The 19,164-nt window shown below is 68.3% G+C and carries 15 protein-coding genes and 2 pseudogenes; 10 read left to right on the plus strand and 7 right to left on the minus strand.

The features are described from left to right. Positions 1–4,154, plus strand: a 4,154-nt coding sequence (locus IEZ03_RS36765) for an SDR family NAD(P)-dependent oxidoreductase (protein WP_189241279.1), incomplete at its 5' end; no start/stop codon positions are given. 82 nt (positions 4,155–4,236) lie between these two features. Continuing rightward, a complete protein-coding gene (locus IEZ03_RS38940; protein WP_373293736.1) occupies positions 4,237–4,404 on the plus strand; it encodes a DUF6059 family protein in 168 nt (55 codons plus the stop codon). Between the two features lie 24 nt (positions 4,405–4,428). Here the strand turns inward: IEZ03_RS38940 and IEZ03_RS36770 are convergent, their stop codons facing one another. From IEZ03_RS36770 to IEZ03_RS36780, 3 genes are read right to left on the minus strand one after another with little or no spacing between them, the layout of a single operon-like run. Then, on the minus strand, positions 4,429–5,163 hold the full coding sequence (locus IEZ03_RS36770; protein ID WP_184885417.1) for an ABC transporter permease: 735 nt from the start codon (positions 5,161–5,163) through the stop codon (positions 4,429–4,431). After that, a complete protein-coding gene (locus IEZ03_RS36775; protein ID WP_184885415.1) occupies positions 5,160–5,879 on the minus strand; it encodes an ABC transporter ATP-binding protein in 720 nt (239 codons plus the stop codon). Before IEZ03_RS36775 ends, IEZ03_RS36770 begins: the two co-directional genes overlap by 4 nt. Continuing rightward, a complete protein-coding gene (locus IEZ03_RS36780; RefSeq protein WP_373293735.1) occupies positions 5,876–6,424 on the minus strand; it encodes a TetR/AcrR family transcriptional regulator in 549 nt (182 codons plus the stop codon). The genes IEZ03_RS36775 and IEZ03_RS36780 overlap by 4 nt, the downstream gene beginning before the upstream one ends. 960 nt (positions 6,425–7,384) lie before the next feature. Here IEZ03_RS36780 and IEZ03_RS36785 point away from each other — a divergent pair. Beyond that, the gene (locus IEZ03_RS36785; RefSeq protein WP_268248594.1) at positions 7,385–8,485 is read left to right on the plus strand and encodes a type III polyketide synthase; all 1,101 of its coding nucleotides are present in this window, start codon (positions 7,385–7,387) and stop codon (positions 8,483–8,485) included. 4 nt (positions 8,486–8,489) lie between these two features. Then, complete coding sequence (locus IEZ03_RS36790) at positions 8,490–9,017, plus strand: isoprenylcysteine carboxyl methyltransferase family protein (RefSeq protein ID WP_184885411.1); 528 nt, start codon at positions 8,490–8,492, stop codon at positions 9,015–9,017. 180 nt (positions 9,018–9,197) lie between these two features. Here the strand turns inward: IEZ03_RS36790 and lexA are convergent, their stop codons facing one another. Next, the gene (lexA, locus tag IEZ03_RS36795; RefSeq protein ID WP_229808826.1) at positions 9,198–9,869 is read right to left on the minus strand and encodes a transcriptional repressor LexA; all 672 of its coding nucleotides are present in this window, start codon (positions 9,867–9,869) and stop codon (positions 9,198–9,200) included. Positions 9,870–10,094: 225 nt separating this feature from the next. Further along, positions 10,095–10,259 (minus strand): annotated as a pseudogene (locus tag IEZ03_RS36805) (IS3 family transposase); the annotation flags it as partial. Between the two features lie 832 nt (positions 10,260–11,091). Between IEZ03_RS36805 and IEZ03_RS36810 the strand changes: the two are divergent. The 5 genes from IEZ03_RS36810 (at position 11,092) to IEZ03_RS36825 (ending at position 16,170) form a co-directional block, all read left to right on the plus strand. Beyond that, a complete protein-coding gene (locus IEZ03_RS36810) occupies positions 11,092–12,453 on the plus strand; it encodes a tyrosine-type recombinase/integrase (RefSeq protein WP_229808823.1) in 1,362 nt (453 codons plus the stop codon). Positions 12,454–13,095: 642 nt separating this feature from the next. Then, positions 13,096–13,608: a reverse transcriptase family protein gene (locus tag IEZ03_RS38420; RefSeq protein WP_229808824.1), complete on the plus strand. Its 513-nt coding sequence runs from the start codon at positions 13,096–13,098 to the stop codon at positions 13,606–13,608. Then, positions 13,518–14,411: a reverse transcriptase domain-containing protein gene (locus tag IEZ03_RS38425; RefSeq protein ID WP_229808825.1), complete on the plus strand. Its 894-nt coding sequence runs from the start codon at positions 13,518–13,520 to the stop codon at positions 14,409–14,411. Before IEZ03_RS38420 ends, IEZ03_RS38425 begins: the two co-directional genes overlap by 91 nt. Before the next feature lie 284 nt (positions 14,412–14,695). After that, the gene (locus IEZ03_RS36820) at positions 14,696–15,469 is read left to right on the plus strand and encodes a transposase family protein (protein WP_184885409.1); all 774 of its coding nucleotides are present in this window, start codon (positions 14,696–14,698) and stop codon (positions 15,467–15,469) included. 350 nt (positions 15,470–15,819) lie between these two features. Next, positions 15,820–16,170 (plus strand): hypothetical protein, encoded by a 351-nt coding sequence (locus tag IEZ03_RS36825; RefSeq protein WP_184885407.1) that lies wholly within the window; start codon positions 15,820–15,822, stop codon positions 16,168–16,170. A gap of 306 nt (positions 16,171–16,476) precedes the next feature. On the opposite strand, the gene IEZ03_RS36830 is transcribed toward IEZ03_RS36825, so the two are convergent. Further along, on the minus strand, positions 16,477–17,709 hold the full coding sequence (locus tag IEZ03_RS36830) for a hypothetical protein (RefSeq protein WP_184885405.1): 1,233 nt from the start codon (positions 17,707–17,709) through the stop codon (positions 16,477–16,479). Positions 17,710–18,140: 431 nt separating this feature from the next. Here IEZ03_RS36830 and IEZ03_RS36835 point away from each other — a divergent pair. Then, a pseudogene (locus tag IEZ03_RS36835) lies at positions 18,141–18,580 on the plus strand (transposase); the annotation flags it as partial. Here IEZ03_RS36835 and IEZ03_RS36840 read toward each other — a convergent pair. After that, positions 18,569–18,826: a transposase gene (locus IEZ03_RS36840; RefSeq protein ID WP_221480758.1), complete on the minus strand. Its 258-nt coding sequence runs from the start codon at positions 18,824–18,826 to the stop codon at positions 18,569–18,571. The pseudogene IEZ03_RS36835 and the gene IEZ03_RS36840 overlap by 12 nt on opposite strands. Between the last annotated feature and the right edge of the window lie 338 nt (positions 18,827–19,164).

The following is a 19,164-nucleotide window of genomic DNA, read 5'->3' on the forward strand; positions in this document are numbered from 1 at the left end:
AACTCAACAGCCACTACTGGTACGACAACATCCGCAACACCGTCCACTTCCACCCCACCATCACCCACCTGACCACCAACGGCCACACCACCTACATCGAAACCAGCCCACACCCCACCCTCACCACACCCATCCAGCACACCCTCGACACCACCGACACCACCGCGGTCGCCATCGGCACACTCCACCGCGACCACCCCACCTGGACCCGACTCCTCACCAACCTCGCCACCCTCCACACCCAAGGCACCCACGTCAACTGGACCCACATCCTCGAAGCCATCGCGGGCCCTCGCCCCACACCGCCGGTGGATCTGCCCACCTACGCCTTCCAGAGGCAGCGGTACTGGCTCGATGGCGGCGGGGCGGCCCGCAGTGACGCCGAGGGGCTCGGGCTGGAAGGGACCGGTCACCCGTTCCTGGGGGCGTCCCTCAGTCTGGCCGACGACGAGGAAGTGGTGCTCACCGGTCGCCTGTCGCTGTCGTCCCAACCGTGGCTGGCCGATCACCGGGTGAGGGACACGCCGCTGGTGCCGGCCGCAGCGTTCACCGAGATGGCGTTGCGGGCGGGCCGCGGGCTCGGCTGCGACCGGCTGGAGGAGATCACGCTGCGGGAGCCGCTCGTCCTGGACGAGCAGGCCGTGGTCGCGCTGCAGATCCGGGTCGGCGCTCCCGGCGACGGAGGCGCCCGGACGGTCGGTGTCTTCGCGCGGACGCTCGGGAACTCCGCCGACGCGCCGTGGACACGCCACGCCGAGGGACTGCTGGCGCCCGCCGCCACAGCGGACGAGCCGCCCGCCCCGCGCGAGTGGCCGCCCCCAGACGCGGACCCGCTCGACACGGCCGACTTCTATGACGGCCTGGCCGAGCGCGGCTACGTCTACGGCCCGGCGTTCCAAGGGGTCGAGCGGGCATGGCGGAGCGGCGAGGACCTGTACGCCGAGGTGAGCCTGGTCGAAGACCAGGCGGAGCAGGCCGACGCCTTCGAGATCCACCCGGCACTGCTGGACGCCGCACTGCAGGTCGCCCTGCTGGACTTCACCGACGACGGGACCGACCGGCTCCGCCTGCCGTTCGCCTGGTCGGGCCTCCGGGTGCTCCAGCGAGGGGCCCGTTCGCTGCGCGTGCACGTCGCACCCACCGGTGAAGACGCCGTATCACTGACGATGACCGACCCGACTGGGCGTCCGGTGGCCTCGGCGGAGTCCGTCGCGGTACGGCCGGTCGCAGCGCAGAGCCTGGTGGGCCGGATGGCGCGGCGGGACGACCGGCTGCTGAGGGTCGCCTGGCACCCGCTCGGCATGCCCGGCGTCTTGCCACCGGGGGAGTGGGCCCTGGTCGGCGACGATCCGCTGGGCCTGAGCGACGCGTTCCGGACCGCTCAGGTGAAGGTGTGGACCCACCCGGATCTGGCTGATCTGGCCCGCCACCCGGAGTCCGAGGCTCCCCGATTCGTGCTGGCGTCCTGCCCGTCCAGGACCGGGGCCGCGGACGACCCGGCGGGCGAGGCGCACCGGGCCGCAGCCGAGGCGTTGCGGCTGGTCCAGGACTGGCTGGCCGAACCGCGCTTCGAGGACGCTCGCCTCGTGGTGGTCACGTCCGGCGCGGTGGCGTGCGGCACCGACGACGAGGTGGCCGGTATGGCGCACGCACCGGTCTGGGGCCTGCTCCGCTCGGCGCAGTCGGAGAACCCCGGCCGCTTCCTGCTCGCCGATCTCGACGGGGACGAGGGGTCTCTCCGGTCGCTGCCGGCCGCGCTCGCGACCGCCGCCGGGGAAGGAGAGGAGCAGATCGCGCTGCGCCGCGGCGAGGCGAGGATCCCGAGGCTGGTCCGCGGAACCGCCGCGCAGCCGGGCACGCTGTCACTTCCGGAGGGCGCGGATGCCTGGACACTGGCACCCGGCCCCGGCGGCACCCTGGAGAGCCTGTCCCTCGTGCCCGCCCCGGAAGCGCTCCGGCCCCTGGAACCGGGCGAGGTCCGGGTCTCCGTCCGGGCGGCGGGCCTGAACTTCCGCGACGTGCTGATCGCGCTGGGCGCGCACCAGGACGGGGGCGCCATCGGCAGCGAGGCCGCCGGTGTGATCACCGAGGTGGGCCCGGAGGTCCGCGGCGTCGGTGTCGGCGACCGGGTCATGGGCCTGTTCCCGGGCACCTTCGGCCCGGTGGCGGTGGCCGATCACCGCGTCGTGGCGCCGATACCGTCCGGCTGGTCGTTCGAGCAGGCCGCCGCCGTCCCGGCGGTGTTCCTGACCGCCTACTACGGGCTGGCCGACCTGGCGGGCCTGGAATCCGGGGAGTCCGTCCTGGTGCACGCCGCAGCCGGCGGCGTCGGAATGGCCGCCGCGCAGCTCGCCCGGCACTGGGGCGCCCGCGTGTACGGGACGGCGAGCCCCCGCAAGTGGGACGTGCTGCGCGAGGCGGGAATCGACGGTGCCCGCATCGCCTCGTCCCGCGACACCGCGTTCGAGCAGCGGTTCATGGACGAGACGCGAGGCCGGGGCGTCGATGTCGTCCTCAACTCGCTGGTGCACGAGTTCGTCGACGCCTCGCTCCGGCTGATGCCGCGAGGCGGGCGCTTCATCGAGATGGGGAAGCTCGACGTCCGCGACGCCGCGGAGGTCGCCGACGCATGGCCGGGAGTCGCCTACCAGGCGTTCTCCCTGGCGGACGTACCGGCCGCCCGGATCGGCGAGATGCTGGCCGAGCTCAGCGAGCTGTTCGAACGCGGCACCCTGACCCCGCTGCCGGTGCGCGCCTGGGACGTGCGCAGGGCACGGGAGGCGTTCCGGTTCATGAGCCAGGCGCGGCACGTCGGAAAGATCGTCCTCACCGTGCCCGCGCCGCCCGACCCGGACGGCACGGTGCTGGTCACCGGCGGCACCGGAACCCTCGGCGCCCTGGTGGCGCGGCACCTGGTGGCCGAGCACGGGGTGCGCCGCCTGCTCCTCACCAGCCGGCGCGGACCCGCCAGCCCCGGCGCGGCCGAACTGCGGGCCGAACTGGACGCCGCGGGCGCGCATGTCGAGATCACGGCATGCGACGCCGCCGACCGCGACCGGCTCGCCCAGGTGATCGCCGCCATACCGGAGCCCCATCCGCTGACCGCGGTGATCCACACCGCCGGGACGGTGGACGACGCCGTCGTCGGCTCGCTGACCCCGGACCGGCTGGCGCGGGTGCTGCGTCCCAAGGTGGACGCCGTCATGAACCTCCACGAGCTGACCCGGGGCCATGACCTGTCGGCCTTCGTGATGTTCTCGTCGAGCGCGGGCGTGCTGGGGGCACCGGGCCAGGCCAACTACGCGGCGGCCAACACCTTCGAGGACGCCTTCGCCGCCTGGCGCCGGGCCCGCGGCCTGCCGGCCACGTCGGTGGCCTGGGGGCTGTGGGAGGACACCAGCGAGCTGACCCGGGGCCTCGACCGACCGGACCTGTCCAGGCTCGGCCGCTCGGGAATCCTGCCCCTGCCCACCCGGGAGGCGCTGGCGTTGTTCGACGCCGTCCTGGCCACCGATGAGGCCCTGCTGGTGGCGGTCCGCCTGGAGATGCGGGCGCTGCGCCGGCAGCCCAGGGCGACGTTGCCCAGGCTCTTCCACACGCTCGTCCGACCCGCCGACGGGGCGGGGCGCCGGCTCGAGGCCGCCTTCTCCGCCGGACACCTGGCCGGTCTCACCCCGGAGGACCGCTTCGACCGCCTGCTGCGGACGGTGCGGGACAACGCCGCCGCGGTGCTGGGCCACACGACGCCGGAGAGCATCGACACCGAACGCGGGTTCCTGGACCTCGGCTTCGACTCGCTCACCGCGGTCGAACTCCGCAACAGGCTCGGCACCGTCATCGACACGCGCCTGCCGTCCACGGTCGTGTTCGACCACCCCAACGTGACCGCGCTCGCCCGGTATCTGGCAGCGCGGCTGTCCCCGGACGAGGCCGAGCCCGGCGCGGCCGTCCTCGGCACGCTCGCCAAACTCGAAGCCGACGTAGCCCTCTCCGGCATGGACGACGGGACCCGCGCCGCGGTCACCGCCCGGCTCCAGGAGGTCCTCGCCGGCCTGACCGGCGGGAACGGCGCCGAGGACGGCCGCACCCGGATCGAGTCGGCCACCGACGAGGAGATGTTCTCCATGATCGACAGCGAGCTCGGCATCACCTGACCGGCCGGCCCATGAAGATCGGAAACAGCGGAGGTCACCGATGGCGGACCGGCACCGGCTGCGGCGGTTCCTTGATCGGTTCATGTACGACGTCGGATGCGGGTGGTGCGTCTTCTTCGGGTATCCGCTGCCTCCGTGGTGCGTTCCACCGGACCCGGCAGCGTCCGCCGACCTTCCCCCGGGCCATCCGGAGTGCATGTGCAAGACCCCTCCCTCCCCGGAGGAACGGCGCCTGTGGGACCAGATGTAAGCGGCTCCCGCCCGTGAGATCGCTCTAGTGGTCGGCCCGCCGCCACCAGAGGGTCGTGGCGGCGATGCCCGCCGCCGCCGTCGCGGCGGCGATCGCCGGGGCGGTGAGCGGGCGGGACGCCGCGCCGGAAAGGCCGCCGACCGTCGCGGGCAAGGCCCACGGGAACCATGCGGCCGCGCCGAGTATCGCGGCGGCGACACCGCAGACGAGGAGCGCGACGGTCGCCGCGATGCCGGGCAGGTAGCCGCGGCCCGCGCTCGCGGCCAGTGCGATCGGGAGCGCGAGGGCACCGGTGAGGGCGAGCAGCATGAGCAGCTCGGCCAGCCCTCGGTGCGGGGTGCCGGGCAGCCCGAGCATGATCCCGGTCGCGACCCACGCGGCGGTCTGCAAGGCGGCGAGCAGGATCAGCCAGGCCGTGGTGACGGTGAACTTGGCGAGGACGATCGAGGTGCGGGAGGTGGGGAGGGCGAGCAGGTCGAGGACGGTGCGGTCGCTGTACTCGCGGCCGAACATCCAGGTGACCAGGATGCCGAAGAGCAGGAACCCGCCCGCGGCGTCGATCTGCATCAGGGCGGAGTGGAAGCCGGGCCAGTCCGGGGTGATGCCCAGGGCCTGGGACTTCTCGTCCAGGGGCGGGGTGCCGGAGGCGCCGACGAAGATGGCGGCGAGTGCCACCGGCAGCAGGAACGCCGCCGCGGTTGCCCAAGGGGCGCGGGAACGCAGGAACTTGGCGGTCTCGGTCTTCAGCGCGGCGTTCATGCCGCCGCCTCCGGCCGGTCGCCGGTGAGCAGGCGCAGGAAGACGTCCTCCAGGTCTTCGGCGTCGCAGGTGCAGCGGGGCAGGTCGGCGGCGGCGAACTCGGTCAGCATGCGGCCCCGGTCGATGATGCCGATGCGGTCGGCGGTGCGGGCGACCTCGGCGAGAATATGGCTCGACACGAGGATCGTCGTGCCCTCCCGGTGGGCGAGGCGGCGCAGGATGCCGCGGAGCTCCCTGATGCCGAGCGGGTCCAGCCCGTTGGCCGGCTCGTCCAGAATGAGCACGTCGGGACGGTGCAGAACGGCTTTGGCCAGCCCCAGCCTCTGGGCGTTGCCCAGCGACAGGGTTCCGGCGCGCCGGTCGCGGTAGGGCGTCAGCCCGAGCAGGTCGGCGGCGCGGTCGGCGGCCTCGGGGTCGGGTTCGCGGCGCAGCCGACGGGTGATCTCCAGGTTCTCGCGAACGGTGAGGCCGGGATAGGCGTGGGCGCCGTCGACGAGGTAGCCGACCCGGCTCCAGTCCGGCTCGTCCCGTCCGAGCAGGCGCACGGTGCCGCTCGTCGGGCGGGTCATGCCGAGCAGCATCCGGATCGCGGTGGACTTGCCTGCGCCGTTGAGGCCGAGGAAGCCGTAGATCTGCCCGGGCTCGACGCGCAGGGTGAGCCCGTCCACGGCGGTCGTGCGCCGGTAGCGCTTGGTGAGCGCGCTCGTCTCGATCACTGGACGATCACCTCCAGCGCCTCTGCCATCACGGCGCGCAGGTCGAGCCGGCCGCCGGCCTCGGCCCAGCGGGTCATCGCGGTGGTGGCGGCGGCCAGGCACGCGCTCGCGGCGACCTGGACCGCGAACGGGTCCTCGTCCGGCAGGGCGGCCGCGATGGCCCGCTGGGTGGCGTGGTTGTTCTCCCAAACCCGTGCGCGCAACGCGGGGGTGTCCAGGATCAGCCGGGTGCGGGCGAGCAGGATTTGCGGGTCGGGAGGCAGATCGTCCAGGCCGTCCAGGATGCTCAGAGCGATCCGCCGAAGGAGCGGCTCCCCGGCCGGCCGGCGCCGGACACGATCGGCGATCACCGGGTCGTACTCGTCCTGCAGAACCAGGTGCTCCTTGGTAGGGAAGTACCGGAACACCGTCATGGCCGACACGTCGGCGGCCTCAGCGACCTCAGCGACCGTAGTCGCGTCGAACCCGCGTTCAAGGAACAGCCGCAGGGCCCGCTCCTGAATAGTCCGCCGCGTCCGCTCCCGCTTCGACTCCCGCAACCCCACATGTTAGAGACTAACAAAAGTTACTAACTAACACACCTGCTTGGGGGACGGGTCCGGCTGCTGGGCGGCGACGCCTAGGACGACCCGGTCATGACGCACCGTTGCATGGCCTACATCCCGGGCGATATGGACCTGTGACCCAACCTGACCGGCGGCGAGGCGATCGACCTGTTCGCCCGGCTGCGCAGCGGCACCGAGATCTCCGAGCGCGGCTGGAGTATTCGACGAGTGCCAGCCAGGTGGACCGGCGATGCGGTCGCGTGTACCCCGAGACCGGCAACCCTGCGCCGCTCCTACTCGAAGCTGATGCCTGGTCGGCAGCATGACAACTGGTATCTGCACCTGAAGCTTCCCGCTGACCCGAACGGTCGACGCAGGCTCATTCGCCTCCCAGAGCAGCCGAGGAGGCGTCGGCCAGGGTCACGTCCAGCGGAGTGGTCACTAGGGCACCATGGCTCTCGCTGGGCACCGCTGTGCTTGGTGAAGAGACTCGGCGGGGACCGAGGTGACGGCCTGGAGTGGTCGCCGGACAACGGCCGCTTACACACTGCCGCCCTCGGTCCTCCCCCGGGGCCGTAGAACGGCGACAGGGAGATGCGCCGTAGAGCGCCGCTTAGTGACCACCCGTGAACCGGCCTCCTCGCCGAGTCGATCTCATTGCCATCAGAGGAGTTCGGGTTGTCGCTTGCAGTGGGTGAGGCGTTGTTCTTTGTCGGGATCGACTGGGCCCGCGGCTGAACATGCCGTGTGCGTGATGAACGAGGCAGGGAAGATCGTGGCCGAGTTCACTATCAAGCACTCGGCGGACGGAATCGCCCAACTGGTGCGGGCGCTTGGCCAAGTACGGCGACCCCGAGGAGGTGCCGGTCGCGATCGAACGCCCCAACGGTCGCCTGGTAGACCTGCTGGAGGCGGGGCACGCAGTCGAGTTATCGCCGAGTACCGGTACATGCCGCGCTGGTGGGGAAGGGGGCGGAGAGAAGGAGCTTAGGGGGAGTTGTGCGCGTAGCGGCTGTGCAGACCGTCTTGCCGGAACATCACTACGACCAGCATCGGATCACCGAGGCCGTGATCGGGGCGACGGGGGCTGACCGGCGGGTGGTGGAGCGGTTCCACGCCGCTACCCAGGTGAGGGGCAGGTACCTGGCGCTGCCGATCGAGAAGTACGCGAATCTCGAGGGTTTCACCACCGCGAACGACACCTACGTCGATACGGCGCTGTCGCTGGGGGAGCGGGCCGTCCGGGGAGCGCTGGAGGCGTCCGGGGTCGGCGCGTCGCAGGTCGATCAGCTGGTCTTCTGCTCCTCGACCGGTGTCGCCACTCCCTCGCTGGACGCCGCCCTGGTCCAGCGCCTGGGCATGCGGGACGACGTCAAGCGGGTCCCGATCTTCGGCCTGGGGTGCGCGGCCGGCGCCGCGGGGCTGTCGCGGCTGTACGACTATCTGCGCGCGTGGCCGGACCAGGTGGCGGTCCTGGTCTGCGTGGAGTTGTGCTCGCTGACGGCGCAGCGCGATGACGACTCGCTGGCGAACCTGGTGGCCAGTGGCCTGTTCGGGGACGGCGCCGCGGCCGTCGTGGCGGTCGGCGGCGACCGGGGGACCGACGGGCCGGGGCCGGGCCGCTGGGGGCCGCGGATCGTCGCGACCCGCAGCAAGCTGTATCCCGACACCGCGAGGCTCATGGGATGGGACGTGGGCGAGCACGGCTTCCGCATCGTCCTGGCCGCCGACCTGGTCGACCACGTGGAGGCGACGCTGGCCGAGGACGTGGCGGCTTTCCTCGGCGAGCACGGTCTGTCCGCTGGCGAGGTGTCCTCGTGGGTCTGCCACCCCGGCGGGCCGAAGGTGATCGAGAAGATCGCCGAGGCCTTCGCCCTCGACCAGGGCGAGCTCGACCTGACCTGGGACTCCCTGCACAGCGTCGGCAATCTGTCGTCGGTCTCCGTGCTCAACGTGCTGCAGGAGACGATCGAACGGCGTCGCCCGCCGGAGGGCGAGACAGGGCTGCTGACAGCGCTCGGACCGGGGTTCTCCGCCGAGCTACTTCTGCTGCGCTGGTGAACCCGTGATCGCGTTCACGCTGCTCATAGCCCTCGTCGGAGCCGAACGGATCGCCGAACTCATCGTCGCGCGTCGTAATGAGGCCTGGGCCAGGAGCAGGGGCGGTGTGGAGTACGGGCGCCGGCATTACCCGTGGATCGTTGCCGCCCAGGTCGGCCTGCTGGGCGGCGCGCTGCTGGAAGCGTGGCTGCTCGACCGTCCCTTCATCCCGGTCCTGGGCTGGTCGATGCTGGGCGTGGCCGTCCTGGCGCAGGGGCTGCGCTGGTGGTGCATCGCCACGCTCGGCAAGCGGTGGAACACCCGGGTGATCATCGTTCCGTCCCTGCCGCTGGTGGACAGGGGCCCCTACCGCCGCCTGCGCCACCCCAACTACGTCGCGGTCGTCGCCGAGGGCATCGCCCTTCCGCTGGTGCACACCTGCTGGCTCACCGCCCTGCTCTTCACCATCGTGAACCTGGGCCTCCTCAGGACCCGCATCAGAGCCGAGAACACCGCTCTTCAACACGCCGAAATGGCATCCGCACACTCTTGATGAAACGCACGCCCTTCGCCGGCTACGGGAAGTGCCGGAGAACGTTGGCCAAAGACCTCTGCACCTGGGTGAACGACGGGTTATCACCATGGTCCTCCCAGAAAAGCGCTTGTGCACCTTCCCGCAGGTCCCCTGCGTCGCGGTCTTGTCGGGGAGTGCGGCGCCGGTGGCTCCGCCGGTTCAGAGGCGACGGACTACTGAGATGACTATTCCGAGTACGACGGCCTTGTCGCCGTCGATGACGTCGTAGGCGGGGTTGCGCGGTTCGAGTTGGACGTGGCCGTTGCGGCGGCGGAACACCTTCACGGTGGCCTCGCCGTCGATCATGGCGGCGACGATCTGTCCGGAGTGGGCCTCCTGCTGCTGGCGGACCACGACGAGGTCACCATCGCAGATCGCGGCGTCGATCATCGAGTCACCGCGCACGCGCAGGGCGAAGACGGTGCCGCGCCCGGTGAGTTCGCGGGGCAGCATCAGCGTGTCGTCGACGTGCTCCTCGGCCGGGATGGGGATGCCGGCGGCGATGTGCCCGACCACGGGCACGGTTACCGGACCGTCGGAGGACTCCCGCGGCGACTCCTGCCGCAGGAACACGCGCGCGTCGATCGGCCGCGACAGCGCGGTGCCGCGCCGCAGGAACCCCTTGTCCTCCAGGCTCGCCAGGTGGCGCGACACCGATGACGACGACCGCAGGCCGACGGCGTCGCCGATCTCGCGCGTGCTCGGCGCATACCCGTACTTGACCACCCAGTCCCGGATCATGGCCAGGATCCGCTGCTGGCGCGGGGGCAGAGCGGAGGCGTCGAGGTCTCCGAACGCATCAAGATCACTGTAGGCGGTCACCTTCGGGATTGTAGGGGTGCCGCTATGAGGAGCACGGTCAGGACTCACGCTCTCGAGGGTGGCTTCGCGGATGTTCTCGCGTTCGCTCTCGGCCATCGCGGCGAAGTAGGCGAACAGCATCGCCCCGGCCCGGAGGGGGGTCGTGGATACTGGCCAATGGTCCGGCGAGCATCTCTGGCACCAGGCCGTGCCCGGTGAGTGATCGGGCAGGGCGGTGAGTTCTGCAGCGTCGCGGCCGGCCAGGCCGAGTTCGCGCATCAGGCGCTCAACCGTGCAGCGCGCCACCTGCTTCCCCTCGCGTTGCAACTGCCGTCAGACCTTCCGCGCGCCATAGACCCGATAGTTAGCCTCGAAGATGCGGACGATCTCGGTCTTGAGCCACTCGTCACGGATCGTCCGGGGCCGAGGCCGGACGCGACTTGGCGGCGTAGTAGGTGGGCGCTGCGATCTTGGTGCCGTGCGCACTGGTGCGCCACCGTCCGGCGAACTCGGGTTCGGTGGTGGGCGAGGCGACGCCGGGGGAGGAGCTCGACCTGCATCCGGCACCAGAACGATTCGATCACCGCGTTATCGAAGCAGGCGCCGACCGAGCCCATCGAGACGACCAGGCCGGAGGCCCTGCCTGCCCGACCTCGTCGAGCAAGCGCCTCCCCGCAGCCTGGGTCATCCGGGCTGCGGACAATTTCACCGCCGGGGCCGCCCACCGTGACCGCGACCTGGCGTCCGCTCATACGGACGCTGCCCTGTTGACCAGCGCACAAGTCGTGACCTTGTCGCCCCTGATGACGCGGCAGACCTTGTGCATGCGACGCGCCGAGCTGAGCACCGTCAGGACTTCTTGACGGCCGTCAGGACTCCTTGACCAGGGTCATGTGCTCGGCACGTCATCTCCGACTAACGTGATCTATCCACCGGGACGAAGCAGCTCTCTGGCCGTGCGTCTGCGGGTGTTGGCTCCCGCTGCGGCTCCCGAGCACCATGGGGGAGCCACAGAGCGACTTCGCTATAGCTGTCTGACCTGCATAAACTCTGTCGGGACGGCGGGATTTGAACCCACGACCCCTTGACCCCCAGTGCCCAAAATGCATTCATCTCGCCTCCTTCGTGATCAGTCGAATCCATGAGAACATGCAGGTCAGAGGCCTAAAGTACGTGACGTGCAGTCATCCTGGATCCCGGCCCGTGGGGCAGAGTCCACTAACGAACGACTAACAAACGATCATTCGGGGGAGTGACGTTGGGGTACGCGTTCAAGCGCATCGACCGCCACGGCAAGCCGCGCTACACCGCCTGCTACGAAGACCTCAAAGGCAAGATCACATCGGCGGGGACGTTCTCCTCCAAGAAGGAGGCCGACAGGGCCTGGCAGCGCGCCGAGGCCGAGGTCGGCAAGGGCCGGGACCTCAACCTCAAGCGAGGCCGGCAGACCTTCAAGAAGTACGTCGAGGAGACCTGGCTGCCCAACCACGAGGTCGAGCCGACCACCATGCAGAGCTACCACTACTCGATCTACAAGCACGTCATGCCCGAGTTCGGCGCGATGCGGATGATGGACATCCTCCCCGAGCACGTCCGCGCCTGGATCAGGCAGATGAAGAAGAACGGCGTCTCCGCCGCCACCATCCGCTACAACAAGGTCGTCCTCAGCGCCATCTTCACCACCGCCCTGAACGACCAGGTGACCTACATCCACCCCTGCAAAGGAGTCCGCACCCCCACCGTCCCCGAGAAACCGCTGGAAATCATCAGCCCCGAGCAGTTCGACGACCTCTACCACGCCCTCCCGGACGCTGACTCCAAGCTCCTGGTCGAAACCGCCATCGAAACCGGCCTGCGCTGGGGCGAACTCACCGAACTCCGCGGCCGCGACCTGAAGACCCGTTCCCGCCTCCTGACGGTCAGCCGCGTCGTCGTGGAGCTCAACCCGAAGTTCCACCCCGAGGGCAAACGCTTCCTGGTCAAGGACTACCCCAAAGACAAAGAGTGGCGTCGCTTCCGGCTCAGCGACCAGATCGTCGCCAAACTCGAAGACCACATCATCGAGGAGAACCTCGGCACCGACGGGCTCCTGTTCGTCTACCAGCCGGAAGCCGCGGTCGAGGAGCGACCAGCCCCGCTCGACCCCGAGGCACTCGGCTGGACCGAGGAGAACGCCAAGGGACGCCGATACCGGCACGGCACCCTGAGCGCCTACAACGCCGCCAAGTGCCGCTGCGAGCACTGCAGACGAGCCTTCGCCGAATACCGGGCCCGCCGCCGCGCCGACGGCAAGGACAGCCCCCGCGAACCCCGCAGGCGCGAGACCGACGGCCACGTCCCGGCCAACTGGTTCCGCAACCGGATCTGGAAGCCCGCCCTCAAGAAGGCCGACCTGGACGCCAAGGTCCGCATCCACGACCTGCGCCACGCCCACGCATCCTGGCTCTTGGCCGGCGGCGCCGACCTCCAGGTCGTCAAGGAACGCCTTGGGCATGGATCGATCTCCACCACCGAGCGCTACCTGCACACCCTCGACGACGCCGACGACACCGCCCTCGCCGCCTTCGACAAGATCCGCAGCCGCCGCACTGAGCCCATTCCGTGCACCCAGTAGAACGGGAGGTGATGCCGCGTGAGCGGCTGATCTTGTTCGTAAGCTCGTCGTCGCTTGCCGGTGTGAGTCCGGTCCGGGTAGCTGCCAGGAGGCCCGGTAGCAGGCTGGCGGTTTCGTCTGGAAACGGGCGGGGTCGAAGCCCAGCGTCAAAGGCCCTGAGAGGGGGAGCGACGGTGCGGTCCGTAGCGTGAAGCGAAGCCTGCGGCGTCGTTACTCACCCGCCTGTGAGGGTGGGGCAAGGGAGTGCCGAGCCTCTCGGAATCGGCGTGAAGGCCATGGAAGCGGTGAAGAACCTGGAAGCAGCCGTGAGGAACTCCCCGGCGTATGGGGCGCGGAACGTGCCGATAGTGGCGGCGGGAACTGGGGAGGCCCTCCCCGGCCCAGCGACCTGCGGAAATTGTTGCTGGAGCGTCGCACCCTATAACCGGTGACCTCGGGAAGTGGGTGGCGTGCCGGAAGGGCGTCGGAGGTGGCCGTAGTACTGATCGAGCCGACCGGACAACACAACCGGCGGTGAGGGAAGGGCCACTGCTTCGTCGATGCACGTGATGTTGAGGAGGAGGCCCGGTGAGTGCCGGTCAGGCTATTACCGCCGCTTCGGGATCGCGTCGGCCGTCAGTGCCGCGTGATCCGGTCCGAGCCTTGCAGCATGTGCTCTACCGGGCGGCCAAGGCCGATCCCGGACGCAGGTTCCACGCGTTGATGGACAAGGTCTATCGCAGAGACGTCCTGCAACGCGCGTGGGTGACGGTGCGCGCGAACAACGGCGCACCGGGCATCGACCGGACCACCCTGGCCGAAGTCGAGGAGTACGGGGTTGCCCGGCTCCTGGAGGAAGTGGCCGCTGAGCTTCGGGAAGGCCGCTATCGTCTGTTGCCCGCTCGTCGGGTTCTGATCCCCAAGCCGGGGGTCAGGGACGAATGGCGGCCGTTGTCGATCCCGGCCGTTCGGGACCGGGTCGTGCAGGCCGCATTAAAGATCGTGTTCGAACCGGTCTTTGAGGCGGACATGCGCGACTGCTCGTTCGGTTCCGGCCCCGGCGGTCAGCCCATGACGCCCTGCAAGTGCTCATCGACGAGCAGGCGAAGGGGCGCCGATGGGTGGTCGAGACGGATATCGGCGACTGCTTCACGGCGATCCCGCACGATGAGTTGATGCGAGCGGTCGAGGAACGCGTCTGTGACCGGTCCCTGTTGAAACTCCTGCGGCAGATTCTGCGCGCTGGGGTGATGCAGGACGGGCAGGTGCGACGCGAGGTCACCGGCAGCCCGCAGGGCGGGGTGATCAGCCCCGTCCTGTGCAACGTCTATCTGCACCGGCTCGACCGGGCATGGGACGAAGCGGATGGGACGCTGGTCCGTTACGCAGATGATCTGATCGCGATGTGCTGGTCGCGCAGCCAGGCCGAACGGGCTCTTGCCCGGCTGACCGAACTGCTGGCCGGTCTGGGGCTGGAGCCCAAGGCGGCCAAGACCCGCATCGTCCATCTGGAGGTCGGTGGGCAGGGCCTGGACTTCCTGGGCTTTCACCACCGGCTCGTCAGATCCCGAGGCGTCAACGGAAAACGTGGCTTTGTGTTCCTCGCACGCTGGCCCGCGGACAAGGCCATGCGGCACGCCCGCGACCGGATCCGGGAGATCACCGACCGGAGCAGGCTGCCGCGACGGCCGGAGACGATCGCGGAGGACCTGAACAGGTTTCTTCGCGGCTGGGCGGCGTACTTCAAGTACGGGCACTCGGCAGAGCGTCTCAGCAAGATCAGGAGATTCGCGCAGTGGCGGCTGGCGCGGTTTGTCAGCAAGAGACACCGGCGCAGCACGAAGTTCGGATGGTGGGTCATGAGCAACGCGCGGCCCATCGACCTCGGCCTGATCAGCTTGTATGGAATCGTCGTCGCACCCAGGGCCGGAAAGCCTTGGCGGGAAAGACCGAATGCCGGCGGTGAACGACGTCGGTAAGCCGTGTGCGGGAGAACCGCATGCACGGTTTGACGGGCGGGAGCTGGAAACGGAGCAGAACTGGCCACGGTCATCGGGGAAAGCACAGCCGCCCGGGAAACCGGCGGAAGACAGGCCCCGAGCCCTACCGCCAGACCACACCACCGCGCCAGCTCCCGACCCTCCAACCTGAGTGTGCAGGTCACAGCCTGGTTGCGGGCGGCGAATGTGGGCGGTGAATGAGTGAAGCTCCTGCTAGATGAGGTTGTCGACCAAGATCAACCTTGTCCGCACAGGAGCTTCACGTGCTGTTCTACCGTGCCGCGCTGGATCTGTCGCGTCCGACCCTGACCTTCGTCACCGGGCTGGTGCGCGATCACCGCGACCAGATCGGGTCGCGGTGGCGGGCGCTGAGCCCCGAGCGCCAGGCGCTGCTGGTGCTGGTGCACCTGCGCCGCAACGACACCTTCGCGCGCCTGGCGGCCGCGTTCGGGATCGGCGCGGCGACCGCGCACCGCTACGTCACCGAGTTCATCGCGCTGCTGGCCGACCAGGCACCCGATCTGCGCGAGGCGATACGGACCTGCCAGCGCAAGGCGTTCGTGATCCTGGACGGCACCCTCGCACCGATCGACCGCCTGTCCGGCCCCAACGACCGGCTCTACTACAGCGGCAAGCACCACCGGCACGGAGTGAACATCCAGTTCCTCACCGACCCCAACGGCGAGCTGATCTGGGCCTCGCCCACGCTGCCCGGCTCGACACATGATCTGACCGCAGCCCGCACCCACGGCATCATCCACGCCCTCACCAGCCGCGCGATCGCCTGCTACGCCGACAAGGCATATGTCAGGGCCGACGGCGCGATCGGCACCCCCTACAAGCGCAAGAAGCGCCGCAAGCCCGGCAAACGCAAGAAGCGCCGCAAGCCCGGCAAACGCAAGAAGCTGTTCAACCAGTACCACGCCAAGGTCCGAGCGCTCGGCGAACAGGGCGCCGCGATCCTCAAGGGCTGGCACATCCTGCGGAAGGCCCGCTGCTCACCCAGCCTGCAAGCGGCTGCAGACCGAGGCATGTGAGCACGTACTCGGTCACACCAGAATGGTGACACGGGCACTGACAGTTCATCACTGTGCGCCCATGCTGAGTCGATGTTTGAGGTTCCCCCACAGCGCGGACTGCTTGATATCCCCCGGTTTTCCGGACTCGATTGTTGAGAGACTGAGGGCTTGGCGACATCGAAGGGACCCCCACCTCATGCCCAAGCCGTATCCGCCCGAGTTCCGCCGCAAGACCCTGGACCTCGTCGAAACCCGGCGAAACGGGCGCGAGGTCGCGGCAACGCTCGGCATCGCCGAATCATGCCTGCACTGATGGCGTTCACGCGATCTCCTCGAGCGAGGCCTCAAGACGCCCAGCCACCGCAGCGGTGGAGTCGGCAGCCCTGGCTGCGGCCAATCAGCGGATCCAGGAGCTGGAGAAAGAGACCAAGATCTTGTCCAAGGCAGCGGCCGCGGTTGAGGAGGTTGTGCCCCCAAAACGGCGGTTCGAGCTCGTGACCGAGCTCGCCGATGAAGGCGTCCCCGTGAAGCAGGCCTGTGTGGCTCTGGGCGTGTCCCGCTCGGGATACTACGACGCCAGGTCCCGGCCGCCCTCGGCGCGGGCGATCAGGCAAGCCTGGCTCACCGACCTGATCGGCGCCGTCCACCAGGCCTCACAGCAGACCTACGGGTCACCGCGCGTCCACGCCGAGTTGGTGCAGGCCCACGGGATCCGGTGAGGTGCAACACCGTGGCGCTGCTGATGCGGTAAGCGTGTCCGAGCACACCCGTCCACAGGACGAACCCGCTCTGATCCCACTCACTCTCGCCGAAGTCCAACGCCTATTGGCCCGGCTCACCGCCGGTCCACCACCGTCCGCCGAACACACCCGCCCCTGGTCACGCTGGCGCCGACGCCATCAAGCCCACGCCCGCGCATGCCACTACCAGCGACAACAGACCCATAGACACTGAAGATCACGACTTACCGCTGGAGTACTAATCCCAACTCTGAACACGTAACTAACGTATCGAGGTGCGCACGGTTACAAGCCGAGCGCTATGCGGTGTTCCCAGACTTTGGTGATACATGTGCGCGTGCTGTGACCGACAGAGGGATCGCTGGCGTAGCGGGCGACTGTTTCCTCGTTAAGTGGCCAGCCCTGGAAGGGACCCGCCGATCGACGGTGCAACGAGGGAAGTTCAAGCATACCCTCGGTATTCCTAGAAACCATTTCGGCAAAAATTCGATCGAAGGTCCGTGCGTTGATTATACATATCACCCGAATCTGGGCGTGCCATGAGACAGGATCTAGATGTAGGCTGAGCAGAAAGAGGCGGATGGATCCTTGGCGCCGTGCCCTCTGGAGTTCGCGGAAGGGACTTTCTCGGTCGTAAGCAATGGGCGCTCCCGTTCGCAGTCGTACTTCCTCCTTTCCGAGAAACTCTTCCGCATATTCGCGCATAATGGCGCGCCAAAGGTCAAGATCGGTCTCTAGGGAGAGCCTGGAGTCATCAGAAGGCTGGAACTCTCCTGCAGGCACGAAGCCAGTGATATTAGTATCGATGGCCACGCGTTCGTCCCTGCGATGCAAGAAAAACGTCGAGCTGCTTGGTGCGCGCCGCACGGTCAGTACACCGAAGCCGATCGCGCAATAGCGCCCGGTAAAGTTGAAGGGGTCGCGGACCCGTCGCCGGTACGGCCCGGACACGCTTTTACCTCCCGTACTACGGTATCGTTCGGCGGCCTCGAAGACGAGTCCTGCCGAGGAGTCGAAACCGTCCCAATATTTCATTGTGGTAACAGATAGTGTTAAATGCTTCTCTGGTGTAACCTCCACGCCCATAAGTCGGTAACTCGTGCCGTTAAACCAGTTTGCGGGAGCGTCGTACGCTGTGACCGCCTCGTGGTAGCGGTCGAGAGGCTTTCCAGTACTATCCAATGGCCAGTGACGTCTCAATACGTCTAGATGCGGTGGTGAATTGCCCGGTTCGGGAAGAAGGGTGAAACGTAGGTCCTCCAAAGGAACGGGTTCGTCAATCGCCCATTCCGGACGGTAGAGTCCTGGCGCATTTGGGTCACCCCCTCTGTGATCGGAATATTCGCGAAGTGCCGTCTCCTTGAGTAATTGTTCTCGGGTTTTCAGCCAGTGCCGTACACGCAAAAAATTATCGATACTCTTACGGTGCTTGGCCTCGCGTGCTTGGCCTCTTCCTAGCAGCACCGAGATCGCGATGCCCGCCGCTCCTACGATCGTGCCGATGGCTGCTTCCAGCACTGCCCCGCCCTTTTAGCTCGTGCCTCACTTGTGAGGGATGATACTCGCCTCGGCGAGCCGACTCCATCACCAGATGGGCTGGCGGTGGATCGGGATAATCCTCCATCCGCACTTGGATATCTCGGTCTGATCGGACGCCGGAAGTGTTCTCGAGCCTGTCTGGCCTGGTCATCGACGAAGTGACAGACAGGGCGAGGCGTAGGTGCGGCCTCGCAGCCGAAAGGTGCAGCGCCCCGGCTCGGAATGCACAATCCCGCGTCCTGCTCCTGATCCCCGCGGCCGCCCAACAACGAACAAACGGGGGGACGGGGGTTGCGTCCAGGGGGGTGGTGTGCGAGTTTCCGCAGGTGAAGAGCGCGGCGTCGTGACGTGAGGCGGCCACCGCGTAGATCCTTCGAGGTGGATGATCAAGAACGAAGGAGAGGAACGCGGTGGCCGTGGACAACAGTGGGGACCCTGCCGAGTGGATTGCCGAGCAGATCGGGGCGTGTGAGCCGGATCTGCTGCGGTCGATGGTCAAGACGATGGCCGAGGCGCTCATGTCGGCCGAGGCCGACGTCGTCTGCGGTGCCGGTTACGGCGAACGCTCCGACGGGCGGGTCAACCGCCGCAACGGCTACCGGTCCCGCGATTGGGACGCCCGCGCTGGCACCGTGGAGCTGGCCATCCCCAAGCTGCGCAGCGGCTCGTACTTTCCCGAGTGGCTGCTGGAGCGGCGCCGGCGGGCCGAGTAGGCCCTGGTGAGCGTGGTCGCCACGTCCTATCTGCTGACAAGCTGGTGGAGCAGATGGGCATCAAGGGCATCTCCAAAAGCCAGGTCTCGGAGATGTCCAAGGTGCTGGACGCCAGGGTGAACAGCTCATCGTCGCGCCACAGCCGGAAGTAGCCGTAGACGGTCTGCCAGGGCGGGTAGTCGTGCGGGAGGGTAGCGCCAGGGGATGCCGGTGCGGTCGACGTAGAGGACGGCGTCCATGATGGTGCGCAGGTCGTGCTCGGGTGGGCGGCCGATGTCCAGGGCCCCGGCGCGGCGTCGGTCGCGCCAGGCGGTCAGGATCGGTTCGATCAGTTCCCAGCGGGCGTCCGACAGGTCGCTGGGGTAGCGGGCGCGTTGGGTCATGGCATGGGCGTAACGCCGGATGGAGCCTCTGGGCCACGGGCGCGGCCGCCAGGTCAGGCAGTCCAGACCGTGAGGGGTGTTCGCCGGATCGGACGTCGGCGGGCATTTTGGGATGAGACGGAAGAGTAGTCACAAATACAACCTCGGTGATGCGTGCCACGCCTCGTCCGACACTAACGACTCCCGTGTTGCCGACGGACCGAATCCATGACGCGCGAGTACCAGGGCATAGCACCACAAGCCAGGACCAAACACCCTCTTAGCCTCGATCCACCGGTGAATGATCGTCCAGGAGTCGGGAACAGCAAAAGGGATGCCCCGTGGCCTGCGATGATGGG

Source organism: Actinomadura livida (assembly GCF_014648675.1).
In the GTDB taxonomy this organism is placed as follows: domain Bacteria; phylum Actinomycetota; class Actinomycetes; order Streptosporangiales; family Streptosporangiaceae; genus Spirillospora; species Spirillospora livida.

Coding starts and splice junctions, on each gene's coding strand:
- IEZ03_RS36840 (WP_221480758.1), bottom strand. CDS start 18,826: ATGACCCAACGCGCCCGCTACCCCAGCGACCTGTCGGACGCCCGCTGG.
- IEZ03_RS36770 (WP_184885417.1), bottom strand. CDS start 5,163: ATGAACGCCGCGCTGAAGACCGAGACCGCCAAGTTCCTGCGTTCCCGC.
- IEZ03_RS38940 (WP_373293736.1), top strand. CDS start 4,237: ATGTACGACGTCGGATGCGGGTGGTGCGTCTTCTTCGGGTATCCGCTG.